Annotated in this window: 12 protein-coding genes; 4 read left to right on the forward strand and 8 right to left on the reverse strand. The window is 52.3% G+C overall.

Annotated elements, in window-relative coordinates; all coding sequences use genetic code 11:
• Positions 1–54 precede the first annotated feature (54 nt).
• The 5 genes from bchB to H6F67_RS10870 form a co-directional block, all read right to left on the reverse strand.
• Positions 55–1,593, reverse strand: coding sequence for a ferredoxin:protochlorophyllide reductase (ATP-dependent) subunit B (bchB, locus tag H6F67_RS10850; RefSeq protein ID WP_190766187.1), 1,539 nt, complete (start codon positions 1,591–1,593; stop codon positions 55–57).
• Positions 1,594–1,947: 354 nt separating this feature from the next.
• Positions 1,948–3,777 (reverse strand): mechanosensitive ion channel family protein, encoded by a 1,830-nt coding sequence (locus tag H6F67_RS10855; RefSeq protein WP_190766189.1) that lies wholly within the window; start codon positions 3,775–3,777, stop codon positions 1,948–1,950.
• Between the two features lie 12 nt (positions 3,778–3,789).
• Positions 3,790–5,250, reverse strand: a complete 1,461-nt coding sequence (gene ftsY, locus H6F67_RS10860) for a signal recognition particle-docking protein FtsY (RefSeq protein WP_190766191.1) — start codon at positions 5,248–5,250, stop codon at positions 3,790–3,792.
• 69 nt (positions 5,251–5,319) lie between these two features.
• A complete protein-coding gene (gene nusB / locus H6F67_RS10865; protein ID WP_190766193.1) occupies positions 5,320–6,003 on the reverse strand; it encodes a transcription antitermination factor NusB in 684 nt (227 codons plus the stop codon).
• 160 nt (positions 6,004–6,163) lie between these two features.
• Positions 6,164–6,487 (reverse strand): hypothetical protein, encoded by a 324-nt coding sequence (locus tag H6F67_RS10870; RefSeq protein ID WP_190766195.1) that lies wholly within the window; start codon positions 6,485–6,487, stop codon positions 6,164–6,166.
• A 390-nt stretch (positions 6,488–6,877) separates the two neighbouring features.
• On the opposite strand from H6F67_RS10870, the gene H6F67_RS10875 reads away from it, so the two are divergent.
• Together H6F67_RS10875 and H6F67_RS10880 are read left to right on the forward strand one after the other, a co-directional pair.
• The gene (locus tag H6F67_RS10875; RefSeq protein WP_190766197.1) at positions 6,878–7,675 is read left to right on the forward strand and encodes a hypothetical protein; all 798 of its coding nucleotides are present in this window, start codon (positions 6,878–6,880) and stop codon (positions 7,673–7,675) included.
• A 167-nt stretch (positions 7,676–7,842) separates the two neighbouring features.
• Positions 7,843–8,865, forward strand: coding sequence for a fatty acid desaturase (locus H6F67_RS10880; protein ID WP_190766199.1), 1,023 nt, complete (start codon positions 7,843–7,845; stop codon positions 8,863–8,865).
• On the opposite strand, the gene H6F67_RS10885 is transcribed toward H6F67_RS10880, so the two are convergent.
• From H6F67_RS10885 to H6F67_RS10895, 3 genes are all read right to left on the reverse strand, one after another.
• Positions 8,862–10,289 carry a YdiU family protein gene (locus tag H6F67_RS10885; protein ID WP_396797851.1) on the reverse strand — a complete coding sequence of 476 codons (1,428 nt, stop codon included), beginning with the start codon at positions 10,287–10,289 and terminating at the stop codon, positions 8,862–8,864. The genes H6F67_RS10880 and H6F67_RS10885 overlap by 4 nt on opposite strands.
• A 143-nt stretch (positions 10,290–10,432) precedes the next feature.
• Positions 10,433–11,608 carry a TRC40/GET3/ArsA family transport-energizing ATPase gene (locus H6F67_RS10890; protein ID WP_190766203.1) on the reverse strand — a complete coding sequence of 392 codons (1,176 nt, stop codon included), beginning with the start codon at positions 11,606–11,608 and terminating at the stop codon, positions 10,433–10,435.
• Between the two features lie 25 nt (positions 11,609–11,633).
• Positions 11,634–12,050, reverse strand: a complete 417-nt coding sequence (locus H6F67_RS10895) for a DUF2358 domain-containing protein (protein ID WP_190766205.1) — start codon at positions 12,048–12,050, stop codon at positions 11,634–11,636.
• 96 nt (positions 12,051–12,146) lie between these two features.
• Here H6F67_RS10895 and H6F67_RS10900 point away from each other — a divergent pair, with 96 nt between their 5' ends.
• Both H6F67_RS10900 and H6F67_RS10905 read left to right on the forward strand, forming a co-directional pair.
• Positions 12,147–13,376 carry a 4-hydroxy-3-methylbut-2-enyl diphosphate reductase gene (locus tag H6F67_RS10900; RefSeq protein ID WP_190766207.1) on the forward strand — a complete coding sequence of 410 codons (1,230 nt, stop codon included), beginning with the start codon at positions 12,147–12,149 and terminating at the stop codon, positions 13,374–13,376.
• A gap of 126 nt (positions 13,377–13,502) precedes the next feature.
• Positions 13,503–14,399 (forward strand): ABC transporter permease, encoded by an 897-nt coding sequence (locus tag H6F67_RS10905; RefSeq protein WP_190766209.1) that lies wholly within the window; start codon positions 13,503–13,505, stop codon positions 14,397–14,399.
• Positions 14,400–14,590: the final 191 nt, after the last annotated feature.

A 14,590-nucleotide genomic window follows, 5' to 3' on the forward strand; every position in this document is an offset into this window, starting at 1 on the left:
GGCTTTTCTTTAGTGTCTCAACCTGCACCGCCGACACCCGACACCCCATCCCGCTTACGCGCCGACGGCTTCTTTGGCGGCGTAAAGCACTTCAGCGGTAATTTCCGAAATGTTGCGATCGCGAGCAAACTTCTCGGTATTTCGCTTCACCTTGCCGCGCACAAAACCGGGGATTTTATTCAGTTCCGCCAGTCCATCTTTGCTCCAGTTCATTTCCGAATCGGCAGAAATTCCCTTCGTAATCACTTCTTTGGTGTCGTGTCCACCGAAGATTTCCAGCAGGTGATCTTCCATGCCCAAAGTAAAAGAATTGTAGATCAAATCAACAATTTGATTTGTTCCTTCGTAGCCAACAAACGGCTTGTAGCCGATCGGAAAATTTTGAATGTGAATCGGAGCCGCAATCACGCCGCAGGGAATGTTTAAGCGTTTGCCGACGTGCCGTTCCATTTGCGTTCCAAAAATTGCTGACGGTTCGACGCGAGCGATCGCATCTCCGATCGCGCCATGATCCTCGGTGATAATCACCTCGTCGCAATATTCGCTCACCTGATCGCGGAACCAGTCAGCATCATATTTGCAGTAGGTTCCTGCCCAAACGACGTGAATTCCCATTTCGCGAGCGAGAATTTTGGTAATCGCAGCAGCGTGGGTATTGTCACCAAAGACAACGGCTTTTTTGCCTGTGAGATTTTGACAGTCGATCGACCTGGAAAACCAAGCCGCCTGCGAAACATGCAGCGTTTGTTCATTGATGAATTCTTCGTAGTCAACGTTGTAGTCAACGTTTGCACCTTGCGCGTTGATTACCTGCTGAATTTTGCGAATGCATCGCGCCGTTTCCACCACGCCCATCGGCGTAATGTCGATATACGGCATTCCAAATTCTTGCTCTAAATATTGCGCCGTTGCCATGCCCAATTCGCGATAGGGCACGAGGTTAAACCAGGCACGAGGCAGATTTTTGAGATTGTGAACGGATGCGCCATCGGGAATAATTTCGTTCACTTCAATTCCCAAATCATTCATCAATCGCTTCAATTCAGTGCGATCGTGATTGTTGTGAAAACCGAGTGTTGAAAGTCCGATGATATTGACAGAAGGCTTCTCAGTTTTGCCTTCAGGAAGCTGACCTTTCTTGCGGGCTTTTTCCAGATAGAACTGGACGATTTGATGCAGAGTGCGATCGGCAGCTTGCAGTTCGTTGTAGCGATAGTGATTCACATCTGCCAGCAGCACATCGCCTTGCGATTCAATCTGGGCACGTTGAACAAAATTATGCAGATCTTCCTGCAAAATGCTCGATGTGCAGGTCGGCGTTAGCACAATCAAATCTGGATGTTCTTCGGCATCTTTGCGCGTGATATTGTCTACGACTTTTTCCTGCGAACCTCTGGCAAGAACATGGCGATCGACCACGCTGGTTGTCACAGGCGTAAAGTCACGTTCGCGCTCCAGCATCGATCGCATCACGTTAAAGTAGTCATCGCCCAGCGGAGCGTGCATGATGGCGTGGACGTTTTTGAAAGAACTGGCGATGCGGAGCGTACCAATGTGCGCGGGGCCAGCATACATCCAGTAGGCCAATTTCATATCCAAGTCTCCATTAAAAATTGCCCGAAGCGATGGGCGTTTGAGCAGTGTTTTGATTGTCTCAGAGATAGCGGGAATTGTGAGTCCTGGCTGCGGTTTTGTAACAAGCGGATGCGATCGCTCAATCCTAATCCTGCTCTGAAATTGAGCAGTTTTTCGAGGAGTTTATCGAGTGTCGATCGCAACGATTCTTATTGCGCTGTGACATTCGTTAAAGCTTCCTGTTGAACACCGTCATTTTTGCAATCGAGCGGGATGCAGACTCGTTGCGATCGCTTTTCTGGCAGGAAGTTTTTGAAGATTGAAAGAATCAATCTTAGCGAGACGCTGAACCGTAGCAAGATCGCAACAAAACTACTTACCTTGGAAGCGCGTGACAGGGGAATCTTTTGAATCGTCGTCGGACATATCGCTGTGCAGCATCAGCGCTTGCTGCGGAATGCCAAACGGAATTCCGGCTTTGTCAAACGCGACCTTAAGACGGCGGCGATATTCGCGGGCAACTTCCCACTGTTTGAGCGGCTGCGTTTTAATCCAGAGACGAACGGTTGCGCCTGCATTGTCAAGTTCATCCACGCCCAGCAAGAGAGGTGGTTCAAGGATTAGATCATTCCAAGGACGATCGTGGCTCATGTCCTGAGCAATTTGCTCGATCAGAGCTAGCGCCTGATCGAGATCGGCACTATAAGCAACATCGACGCGCAGATCAACTCGCGCCCATTCTTTTGAGAGGTTTTGGACGATCGAAATCGAGCTATTGGGAATTGTAATCAGCCGTCCTTCTTCATTTCGTAACTGCGTAATTCGCAGATTCATATTTTCAACAAAGCCAGAGACATCGCCCACGATAATTACGTCACCCACACCGTACTGGTCTTCGAGCAGAATAAAAAAGCCGTTCAAAATATCTTTAATCAAGCTTTGCGAGGCAAACGAAATTGCTAAACCGATGATTCCCGCACCTGCAAGTAATGGTCCCACCTGCACGTTAATTACCGACAGCGCAATAATGATTCCCAATCCCAAAATCATCACGGCGATGATGCTTTTGCCGACGCGAGAAATCGTGGAAAAGCGCAGAGCAAGGCGCTGAGAGGCTTCGGGCGCGATGCTGGTACTGTCTTGCAGCAGGAGGAAGAGTCGATCGACCAAAACGCCGCTAAACCGAATCGCCAGATATGTGCCGAATGCGATCGCCAGAATTTTGAAGGGAATTTGGACAAGATTGACGGCGATCGGTTGCCAGCGACGCGAGAAGGGAAATAATCCCAAAATCAAAAATCCGCCGCCGCCCCAAGTGGCAAGCTGCCCAAACTGCAACAGCCGCCGCTGGATTTCAACAATGCCGCGCTGTTCGCGATTTTCAAGCTGTTCTTGCAACAGGGCGGTGCGCGTTTCCGTCTCGGTTCCGGGGGCGATTGTCGAAAGCTCCTGTTTCTCGGTGCGCGATTGTGAGAGGAGAGCTTCCCGCCGAATTGCCAGCCGTCTTTGGGGCAGCATGAGCAGAGCGCTGACCAGACAAATGCCCAGCAAAATCACTGCGGCTAGATAAACCTGCCGCTGCAAATAACTCGGTTGACGTTCAATTCTCGCTTGCACCAGAGCCGATCGAATCTTGTCAGACCAGCCGCTTGCCAATGTGTCAGCATCGGTGGCGTGAATCTCCGTGTCAAGCGTGGTGACGGTGAGAATTTCCTGCGTGCGATCGTCTCCGTTCACGCGATAGCGCACGGAAATGACGGGAAGCCGACTGGTGCGATCGACTGCGCTCGTCACGCGCAGACTGTCTGGAGCGAAATTGCTCTCGGCAATGGTTTGAAGCCGCTCTTCGATCGCTTCGATGCGGAGATCGATCGGGTCATCAGAACGAGTCTGCTGAGCAGGACGGCTTCCCTGAGCAGGCGTAGCGGGCTGAGCGGGTGCAGCAACGGTAAACAGCTTGCGACCATCCAGCCGCACAATGCCACGTGAAGTTGAATTAGTGCGGTTGGAAAATAAACTGTTGAGATCCAAGGCTGGAACGCTAGGCGTCACAGCGGGCGAAGGAGAGGGCGTTGGCGTTGGACTAGGAGACTGTCCGTGAGCCGGAGCGGTCAGCACAATTAGCACGGCCACGATCGCCGCTATAAACCAGCCGCGACTGCGCCGAGGCAGCGATCGGGAGAACGGATCGATCGGCAGCATATTCCTCCTCTCCTAGCCGCTTAGCAGCGCCTCAACAAATTCATAGCTGGAAAAAGGCCGCAAATCTTCGATGCCTTCTCCCGCGCCAATAAAGCGAATCGGCAAGCCTAGCTGCTGCACAACCGCAAGGGCAATGCCGCCTCTCGCCGTGCCGTCCAGCTTTGTCAGCACCACGCCGCTAAGCTGCGCCGCTTGCGAAAAGACTTCAGCTTGCCGCAGGCCGTTTTGTCCCAAAGTGGAATCAAGGACGAGCAGCGATTCGACTTTGGCGTTAGGTGCTTTCTTATCGATGATGCGGCGAATTTTGCTCAGTTCGTCCATCAGATTTTTCTTGTTTTGCAAGCGGCCTGCCGTATCCACCAGCAGCAGTTCGGTGTTGCGAGATTGGGCAGCGGCGATCGCATCAAACACGACCGCAGCCGGATCGGTGTTCTTGCCCGGATTGGCGATGACTTCAACGCTCGATCGATCGCCCCACACCTTCACCTGCTGCACGGCTGCCGCCCGAAACGTATCCGCCGCACCGATCAGCGTCCGATAGCCGGACTTCTGCGCGATATGGGCAATTTTGCCGATCGTCGTCGTTTTGCCTGCACCATTGACTCCGGTAATCAGCCAAATATTCAGCGTGTCTTTTTCCGGGGCAAAGGTCGGATTGATTTCTTGGCCTCCGGGTCGATCGAGCATGTCGCGCAAAATCTGCTTCAGGTAGGCGATCGCTTCGGCAGGCGGCAGCGTTTCCGATCGCAGTTTGTTTTGCAGCGACTCGATAATGTAGTCAGTCGCTTCCACGCCCACGTCCGCTTGCAGCAGCAGCGATTCGATCGCCATCACCGCATCTTGATTGAGCGGTCCCTGACCGACGATCGCCCGAAGCTGATTCACCAAGCTGCGGCGGGTTTTGCTCAACCCTTGGCGCAACCGTTTGAGCCACGTGATTTCCTCGATCGAAATTTGCTCTGGCTTCCGGCCTTGATTTGCCAAAACTTCCGCCGACCACAAGAAATTTTCATCCAGCGTGAAATTAGTTTCCGTTGCGGCAACAGGAGCAGGTTCGGCTTCCTCGACGATCGCTTCAGCCTTAAGGCGATCGAGGCGAGCTTGGCGATCGGCTTCAGCCTGCATCCAGAAGGGAAGAGCAGCGTCGGCGGCGGGTGGCACTTCGGCTGCAAGAGGTTCGGTCGATTCGATCGCGGCGGCAGGTTCAGCAGATTCGATCTGCGGTTCAGTTGCTTCGGGGGGAACGCTTGCTTCCGGCTCAGCAGCAGGAGCTTCAGCAGCTTGGGCAGCAGCAGCGGCTTCGGCCTGTTTGCGGCGAATATTTTCGTAGGCGGCTTTTGCCCAGTCGAGTTGAGTTTGGGCGGGCGGTGTTTCAGTCGTCGGTTTTGATTCTGGCTGTTGCGCTTGCTCAGACGGTTGCGCTTGCTCAGCGTCCGACTCGTTTTGCTGGCGATTAAACCAATTGAACGTCATAACGGCCTCGCTTCCCCAAAAGAACCTTCTTCACTGTAAGAAAAAATCGGTGCAATTCCTGCGAACCGCTTAATTCTCGCTTGCCTCGCCAGCAGTCTGCGAAGCGATCGCTTCCGGTGCAGCTTCCGGCTCGATCGATTCGCCCTTCAGTCGATTGCTCACGCGCCGCAACACGCCATTGATGAAGCGATAGTCATCTTCGCCGCTGTAGCGCTTGGCAACTTCGATCGCTTCATTAATCGCCACCTGATCGGGCACGCCCAAATACTGCATTTCGGCAACGGCAATTCGCAAAATATCGCGATCGATTCGTGCCAGTCGCTTCAGTTGCCAATCAACCATGCATTCGTCCAGCAGCGAATCGATATCCGGGCGATGCACCTGCACCATGCTCAGCAGTTCGATTGCATAGTGGCGGACTTCTTGCTGGTTGGCAAGCTGAATCATTTCCGGCAAATCGATCGCCGCACCCATCCGATTGAGCGCGGTGCGCGTCAGCTCAACGGCATCTTGCACCATTGCCCGTGCACTGTTGAGATCAACCGCTCTAGTTTCGCTGCTCAACAGGCGATCGCTGCCGCGCTGCAATTCGGCGGCGGCGGTTTCAAGGCTGTCGTGAACTTCCGCCGTCAACGTTCGCACAGCAGCAACGATGAAGCTTTGAAGCTGCTGGCTCGTCAGGCGATCGGGCTTGGGTGGCAGTTGGCTGATGCTCAGCAGAGCGAGTTCACGAGCGATTCGGCGGGCTTGCATGGCAGATGAAGTTGACAAGGTTCAGTACGGCTCATCGATCGTAGCAAGCCGAACGCAAAATTCGCGATCGATTCGACTATTGCAGCCAACGGAGTTGCCTAGGCGAAGAATTCGGCTAACGTAAAGTCGGCAATATCACAATATCAACTGTAGCGATCGCCTACTCTTCTTGATCGCCATTACGATTCTGCAAAATGTCTAAAATTCGCCGATTCTCTGTTTGCAGTCCGCGCACTTCAGTTTGGATTTGAAGTGTATCAGCTCGCAAATCACGAATTTCAGCATTCATCACCTGCATATCCGATCGAATATCACGAATTTCAACCTTGATGTCGCGAATCTCGATCGCCAGTCGCTCGAAGTTGCGCTGGATAGTTTCAAAGTTTTGTTGATGCTGTGCGACCGTTTCGAGCAGAGCGCTGACGGCGAGGCGGATGTCGATCATTTGGTTTTCCAAGTGATTGAGGCGATCGTCATCAGTCATGTCTGGCAAATTTCTGTTGAGTTCTATTTTAACGTTCTCGCTGAATCGATCGAATCAAGCTTTGAAATCCAGCAAAATCACAGGGTTCGATCGTGTTTCAGTCCGTTCCAGAATAAAGTTGACTTTTCACAGAAATATCTGTATGCTTCCTATTCAAGTTTGCTCGGAATAAACGTCGAGCAAACCAAAGGTCGATCGACAACCTAGCGCCGCCCAAAGCTGTATCCGGCAGTCTTTGGACGGCTAACCCCCAACGCTGGATCTAGGCAGCACAGGAGGCTAAGTGGATTTTACATCACCCCACTGCCACCCTGATTCGCCTCGGCAACTGATACAGGTGGCTAGGTTTTGAAGGACTCAAACCCTTACAAAGAAAAATGGAGTGACACCATGCTGTTTAACGTGCGTGGAGTAGATATTGACGTAGCGTTGCCAAAGTCGCTGGCTGAAGTGAATGGTCGGATCGAGAAACTGGTGGCATTGCATCAAAAGCTGCAAGCAGAGTTGAAAAAGCTGCCGCCCAAAAGCGTGCCTCGGCAAATCAAAGGACAGGAAATTCACACGGTCGATGTGGAACTGCAAATCCTCAAGCGGTGGCGGCGCAACGCCAACATTCGCTTAGAAAAGCTGCTGGCAGATCCGGATGTCGGCAGTGGTGAACTGGAAACTGAAGCGGGTTTGGTCAAGCATTTGTATCAGGAATTGCGCCGCTTGAACCGCGAACACTGCTTTTCGATCGAGCGCGATTCCAAGCTGGCAAACGTGCTGTCTGCCGCGCAACTCTGGCTGCGAAACTACTACTCGACCAAGCTGCCCTCAGCCGATCTGGTCAAAGATGTTGAGCCAGAAGAGCAAGCGCATTTGCAGCGGCATCAAGCGCAGCAAGACCAGTTCGATCGCCAGTTTCAAGAGCGTGAACGCATTCGCTGGCAAGAACATCTGCTGCAACAGCAGTCTCGCAACTCGGCTGCGGCAAGTCAGCGCGATCGCACTCCCCGCGATTCACAGGAACTCCGCATCTCAAAAGAAAAGGCCAAACAGGAACGCCAGCGGCAACAGCAAGAAGAAGCGTTGCGAGTTCAGCGTGAGCGTACCGAAACGCAAGCAGCGATGCAGTTGATCAGTCAACTGAGCAAGCAAGCGGGTCAGCAGGTGAGTCAGCCCGTGACTCAGCAAGGCGGCCAATAACCTCAGCGATCGCCCAGGCAAAATCATCGCAGCAATGCAGGCGACTGACCGGATCGGTTGCCGCTGCGATGGTTTTGTTCTGCGATCGATCACCCTGAACATCCCTTGTCAGCGCATCTGGGTAAAATCAGGGCTTAACACAATGATTATTTCTTTTTGCAGACCTTATGGTTACAACTCCGGCGACGGTCAACGTCAGCGATTTCGTGCATCGCCAAAAGCCGCTTTGGAATGGGGGCGCGATCGCCTACTCGGTTTTGGGATACCTCGGTGGAATTGGTTTGCTGCTTCAGGCGAACGGCTGGCTGAATGCGATCGGCGTGATTTTGCTCACTCACGTTTTGGTCTGGTCGGCATATTTGGCGCATGAATTTTTCCACAGTTCGATTTTCAGCACTCGTCGGGCAAACGCGATCGCAGGCTCGATCATGCTGTGGATTGTGGGAGCTTGCTATGCCCGATTTGACAAGCTCGCCAAAGAACATATTGCCCATCACGTCAATCGCGTCGATTTTTCTGCTTTCGATTTGCCGAGTGCAATGCAACAGCTTCCCACTTGGCTCAGGCAAACGATCGTGTTTCTGGAAGGAGTATATTTTCCCATCATTTCGTTTTGGCTTCAGTGGCGATCGATCTTGATGGTGTTTCGCGATCCCAAACGTCACGATGAGCGGTTGCGTGTCGTAACGCTATTAATCATTCGCGGCTTGCTGTTTACGCTGTTGGCGATCGTTTCTCCCAAAGCCTTGCTGCTGTATTTTCTGTCGTATATCGGCATGATCACGATCTTGCGTTGGCAGGATGCATTTCAACATACCTATGAAGTGTTTCCGGCGGGAATGCCTTTGCCGACTCGCGATCGCGCCCACGAACAGGCCAATACTTTCTCGACTTTGTTTAGCCGCCGTTGGGCTTGGCTGAACTTTTTGCTGCTCAATTTTGGCTATCACAATGCTCATCATGAACTGATGAAATGTCCCTGGCACAGTTTGCCAGAACTCGATCGCCAGCTATTTTCTGGTGAAGAATTTCACTATGTTCCGCTCAGTCAACTGTTATTGAGCTATCATCGTTTCCGCACTTCGCGCATCTTTTTGGGACAGGGAGTCGCGGTTGATGAAAAAGGCAATCCTGCACCTGAAACGTTTTATGGTGCGGTTGGTGTATCGTTTTTGGTGCAGACCTATTAGATTGCTTTTAAGCGCGATTCGGTTCCCAAAGCTACGCGATCGACCGACTTCCAAATGCGATCGAGCAGGTCTTCAAACAGTTGCCAATTGTCCGCCTGATCGATCGCTTCCCAAACTGTTTCAATTTCCGGCCTCAACAGAATGGTTTCGGGATTATGCCGCTGCAATCGATCGCGCACTTGCTGAAGTTCTGCATCGGTAAAGTGGGCGATCGCCTGCTGATAAGTCGATCGCCATTCTGCCGTTGCATCGTCAAATTTAACTTCGGCCTTCCAGCTAGGAGAAAACTGCTTTCTCAGATACAAAAAGAATTCGTGATAGCCAATTTCTTTTTGTTCTAGCTGTTGAAAAGTCAGGTGCAAAAGTCGATCGCCTGCTTCCCCTTCTAGCTGATCAAATCCCAATTTTTGCAGCATTCGCTGGCGATAGTGGGCGTGATAGTAATCTTCAAACTGATCGATCGCCGTCTCCAAATCTTTGGGATCGATTGCACACTTGAGCGGCACTTGCAGGAGTTCCAAATTCAACCGACAAATCAGCGGCTGATAGCTGTAGCGATAGCGTCCGGCGTAGTCGAAATAGGCGGCAGTAAAGTCGGGATCGTAGCGATCGATAAACGCATACGGCCCATAGTCAAAACTTTCTCCGGTAATCGACATATTATCAGTATTCAAGACGGCATGACAGAAGCCAACCGACATCCACTGCGCGGCAAGTTCGGCCACCCGTTGAACAAGTTCGGCATAAAAGCGGGCGTAGCGATCGCTCTCTTGGGACAAATGCGGATAGTAGCAGTCGATGACGTGATCGAGCAGATTGCGAATCAGGTCGGGACGATCGATCGCGTACAGTCGCTCAAACGTGCCGAAGCGGACGTGCGATCGCTGCATTCGGATCATCACGCTCGATCGCGTCGGGGACGGTTCATCGCCGCGCCACAAAGCTTCCCCTGTTTCGATCAGGCTGAGACAGCGCGAAGTGCGAACGCCCAGAACGTACAGCATTTCCGCCGCCAGCACTTCGCGAACGCCACCTTTGAGCGTCAAGCGACCATCGCCGCCTCTGGAGTACGGGGTTTTGCCCGATCCTTTTGTGCCAAAGTCGTAAAGTTCGCCATCTGTGCCGCGCACTTGACCGTAGAGGAAGCCACGCCCGTCGCCCAAATCGGGATTGTAAACGCCGAACTGGTAGCCGTGATAGCGCAAGGCAAGGAAGGGCGATCGTCCTTGAAATTTGCCGAACGCCTCGACAAAATCTGCATCGCTGACCTGAGCCGGATCGAGTCCTAATTTCAGCAATAAATCGTTGTTGCGAAAGCGAAGAATCTGCTGCGGAAATTCGGCAGCGGTGACGACATTGAAATATTCATCGCCCAACGATTCGATCGCAGGTTCATACGGCAAGGATAACAGCGGATTCGGCACAGTCATGAGGGCAGACGACAGAACGGGTCATCTTCTCAGGCTAACAGGTCGATCGAATCTCGGTTCAACAATTTTCGGAGAGACGATCGCCCTCCACCCATCCCTAAATCCCCCACTCGCGGGGGATTTAGGGGGCTTTTCCTCTACGCTGCAAACTTAATCTTCAGATAATCTTCCTCCATCTTTGCCCCAGAAGGCTGCAAGGCAGCTAACGCCTGTGGCAACACCAAATTGCGGCGATGATTGCCAATCCGAATATTCAATTCGTCTCCGGTTTTGCTCAGTTCAACTTGATTTTTGGGAATGCCGGGAAGATACACTTCAAGGCTGTATTGATTTTGTTCTTGAATGACGCGCAGCGTGGTTTCTTTGTAGTAAACCTGTGCCGGATCTTCATCTGCGTAAAGCGTTTCTTTCAGCCGTTCGAGTGCTGCTAAGCCGCACATTTCTTCCGAATAAAGCGGCACTTCTTTGACAGGCAAAGGCCGAAAATTATCGTGGATTTCTTGACGATATTGCTGCTGATTTTCCTTCCAGCGTTTGAAGAACGGATCGCTGACTTCATCGGGAATAATTCGATTTGCCACGACCATATCCGTTGCCACGTTGTAGAGGCTAAGGTAAGCGTGAGCGCGAAGCGATTCTTTGATCACCATCTTTTCGGGGTTTGTCACCAACCGAACCGAGGTTTGCGTGTTGTCAGTCAGGACTTTTTCGAGTGCTTCGATCTGCTGATAGAACTCGTAGGGCGCTTCCATGACTTGGCGATCGGGCAGGGAAAATCCGGCGATCGGCCTGAAAATCGGCTCCACAAGCGGACGCAATGCCGCCGAAACTGCCTGAAGCGGTTTGTAAAATCGCCGCATATACCAGCCCGCCACTTCCGGCAGGCTCAGCAGCCGCAGAGCCGTTCCAGTCGGCGCGGAATCGATGATCAGCACGTCGAATTCGCCTTCGTCGTAGTGTCGCTTCATCCGCACGAGGCTAAAAATCTCGTCCATTCCCGGCAGGATCGCCAGTTCTTCTGCTTCGACGCCTTCCAAGCCTCGCGCCTGCAAAACCTGGGTAATGTAGCGCTTGACGGCTCCCCAGTTGCCTTCCAGTTCCATCAGCGCGTCGAGTTCTGCGCCCCACAGATTCGGCTTCACCTGTCGCGGCGCGTGTTCCAATTCCAGATCAAAGCTGTCGGCTAGCGAGTGCGCGGGGTCAGTGCTGAGAACGAGTGTTTTGTAGCCAAGTTCTGCACAGCGCAAACCCGTTGCAGCGGCGACCGAAGTTTTGCCGACGCCGCCTTTGCCTGTCATCAAAATTACGCGCATGGATACCGAAGAACGCTCAGAAAGTTTACATTTCTTTTACTTTATCGGGTTTGGTCAATTTCTGCCGTCCCGGAAACTGCTGCTTGAGGACATCCAGGCGCGAACAGTGCCAGTAGTCGATGTGCGAACAGATTTTTTCTTCTTCGTTCAGCTTCAGTTGCGTCCAGCCATCGACGCGAGTAAACGGCTTCCAGGGCAAAGGCGAGTTCCAGCTTAGGGTCCACTCCATGCGGATTTCCTGCCCCGATCGCTCAATTTTGTGCAAATCCATTTTGCAGTTGAGAAAAAATGTATCGATCAGCTTCACCATTGCCTTGAACAGCTTCAGGCCGCGAAACTGGCTCATCGGGTCTTTGAAATACACGTCCTCGGCATACAGGCTATAGGTTTGATTTTTGGGGAAGCGGCGGTAGTCTTCGCGCAAATTTTCAACAATGTCCATCGGTTCGATCGCGTCGTTTTATTTTGATTGTGATCGATCGACTGGCGAAACCGCCGCCCTCTTTTGGTAGGCTGAAGGAAAAGCGCAACTCTTGGCATGGACACAAAAGCCTTTAAGCGATCGCTCAACAGTTCCCAAAACTATCACCGCAAAGGATTTGGGCACGATGCCGAAGTGTCTGACCAGATGCAGTCTGAATATCAAAGTGATCTGATTCAGCAAATTCGCGACAATCAGTACATCCTCAAGCGCGGCGATGTGACGATTCGACTAGCGCAGGCGTTTGGCTTTTGCTGGGGCGTTGAGCGGGCGGTGGCGATGGCATATGAAACGCGGCAGCACTTTCCCACTGAGCGCATTTGGATTACGAACGAAATTATTCACAATCCCTCGGTCAATCAGCGGTTGCGTGAAATGAATGTCGGGTTTATCGCCGTTGAAGCGGGACAGAAGAATTTCAGCGTCGTGGATGCGGGCGACGTAGTGATTTTACCTGCGTTTGGGGCGAGCGTTCAGGAAATGCAGCTACTCAACGACAAAGGCTGCACGATCGTAGACACAACCTGTCCTTGGGTCTCGAAGGTGTGGAACACAGTCGAAAAGCACAAAAAAGGCGACTACACCTCGATTATTCACGGCAAATACAATCACGAAGAGACGATCGCCACCAGTTCGTTTGCCAGCACCTATCTGATTGTTCTCAATTTGACCGAAGCTCAATATGTCTGCGACTACATTTTGAACGGTGGGAATCGATCGGAATTCATGCAAAAGTTCAGCCGTGCCTGCTCGGAAGGATTTGATCCGGACAAGGATCTCGATCGCGTCGGCATCGCCAATCAAACCACGATGCTCAAAGGGGAAACCGAACAGATCGGCAAGCTGTTTGAGCATACAATGCTGAAAAAATTTGGGCCGATCGCGCTCAATCAGCACTTCTTGAGCTTTAATACCATTTGCGATGCAACGCAGGAACGCCAAGACGCCATGTTTGAACTGGTTGATGAAAAACTTGATCTGATGGTGGTGATTGGCGGCTACAACTCGTCCAATACAACGCATTTACAGGAGATCGCGATCGATCGATCCATCCCCTCTTACCACATCGACAGCCCCGATCGCATTTCGCTCAATAATTGCGTTGAGCATAAGCCGCTCGGACGCAATCTCGAAGTTTGTGAAAACTGGTTGCCAGCAGGTGAAATTGTGGTTGGCGTTACGTCTGGCGCATCCACGCCCGATCGCATTGTGGCCGAGGCGATCGAGAAAATCTTTGCGATTAAGGCGAGTGCGATCGTGGCGTCCCAGAACGGTATCGCGGTTTAGGCAGGCGATCGGGTAGGCGTCCCCTACAGATTGTGCATCAGATGCAAGAATTGGCAATCGATCGATTTATTTAGCGCAAGATCGATCGATTGCTTTATCATCTTTCCAAACCTGGGAAGAGTCACGATGCTGAAATTTTTCACCAAATTCGACTATTTGCTGCGCGAAACCGCTTTGGGACTGCGGCGCGGCGGCTGGATGAACTGGGCGGCAACCAGCACCGTAACCGTGTTGCTGCTGCTGTTTGGCCTGAGCTTGCAGGCATCCTGGCAGCTTGAAAGCTTGCTGAACGGCTTTGGCAATCAGCTTGAAATTTCAGTTTTTCTGAAAACGGGCGTTGAGGCCGTGACGCTAAAGCCTGCGATCGCCACCTTGCCCGAAGTGCGTCAGGTGACAGCCATTTCCAAAGAAGAAGCCTGGAAAGCTCTGGTTGCCGACATGGGCATCACCGACATCAACGGCGCAACCGGACAACTGCGCGGCAATCCGCTGGTCGATGAACTGAAAGTCAAAGCGCGAGAAGCCGATCAAGTGCCGACGCTGGCGGCCAAGCTGCAAAAGGTGGATGGCGTGGATGCCGTGCAGTACGTCAGTGAAGCCGTACAGCGGATTGGACAGCTTAATATTGGCTTAAGCTGGCTGAGTTCCGCGATTACGACGATGTTGACCTTGACCGCGATCGCCGTAATCACGACAACAATTCGCCTGATCGTGATGGCGCGTCGGCGTGAAATCGAAGTCATGCAGCTTGTCGGCGCAACGGCAACTTGGATTTATCTGCCGTTTATTTTGCAGGGCGTCACGTTTGGCTGCGTCGGGGCGGCGATCGCCTGGGGCTTAATCCGAGTCCTACAGCGCTTTTTAGGCGGAGTGCTGCTCGATCAGCCAGAGTTCATTCAGTTTCTTGTGACGCAATCGGCATCGGGGCGATCGATTCTTCTACCGTTCATTCTGCTCGGCTTGGGCATGTCGATCGGAATGTTGGGCAGTCTGCTTGCCGTGCGAAAAGTGGCGATCCGCTAGGGTGTGTTGAAAGCTTGAGATCCTCCCCCGCCCCATAACACGGAGGGAGTCAAACCCTCAAAGTCCCCCTTTTCAAGGGCAGGGCTGATTCGTTGGCTGTAGAAAAATGATAATCAAAGGGTTGCTCGTTGTTTGACCATGCAGCCGACCAGTTTGATTGAAGCGCTCAAGCAAGTCCCTGACTTCCGTAG

The organism is Microcoleus sp. FACHB-1515, from assembly GCF_014696105.1.
Lineage (GTDB): Bacteria > Cyanobacteriota > Cyanobacteriia > Elainellales > Elainellaceae > JAAUTJ01.

What these genes read in the sequence shown, in the direction of transcription:
- H6F67_RS10895 (WP_190766205.1), bottom strand. Translation starts at nt 12,050, where the DNA reads ATGGACATTGTTGAAAATTTGCGCGAAGACTACCGCCGCTTCCCCAAA.
- ftsY (WP_190766191.1), bottom strand. Translation starts at nt 5,250, where the DNA reads ATGACGTTCAATTGGTTTAATCGCCAGCAAAACGAGTCGGACGCTGAG.
- H6F67_RS10875 (WP_190766197.1), top strand. Translation starts at nt 6,878, where the DNA reads ATGCTGTTTAACGTGCGTGGAGTAGATATTGACGTAGCGTTGCCAAAG.
- H6F67_RS10870 (WP_190766195.1), bottom strand. Translation starts at nt 6,487, where the DNA reads ATGACTGATGACGATCGCCTCAATCACTTGGAAAACCAAATGATCGAC.
- H6F67_RS10855 (WP_190766189.1), bottom strand. Translation starts at nt 3,777, where the DNA reads ATGCTGCCGATCGATCCGTTCTCCCGATCGCTGCCTCGGCGCAGTCGC.
- H6F67_RS10880 (WP_190766199.1), top strand. Translation starts at nt 7,843, where the DNA reads ATGGTTACAACTCCGGCGACGGTCAACGTCAGCGATTTCGTGCATCGC.
- H6F67_RS10900 (WP_190766207.1), top strand. Translation starts at nt 12,147, where the DNA reads ATGGACACAAAAGCCTTTAAGCGATCGCTCAACAGTTCCCAAAACTAT.
- nusB (WP_190766193.1), bottom strand. Translation starts at nt 6,003, where the DNA reads ATGCAAGCCCGCCGAATCGCTCGTGAACTCGCTCTGCTGAGCATCAGC.
- bchB (WP_190766187.1), bottom strand. Translation starts at nt 1,593, where the DNA reads ATGAAATTGGCCTACTGGATGTATGCTGGCCCCGCGCACATTGGTACG.
- H6F67_RS10890 (WP_190766203.1), bottom strand. Translation starts at nt 11,608, where the DNA reads ATGCGCGTAATTTTGATGACAGGCAAAGGCGGCGTCGGCAAAACTTCG.
- H6F67_RS10905 (WP_190766209.1), top strand. Translation starts at nt 13,503, where the DNA reads ATGCTGAAATTTTTCACCAAATTCGACTATTTGCTGCGCGAAACCGCT.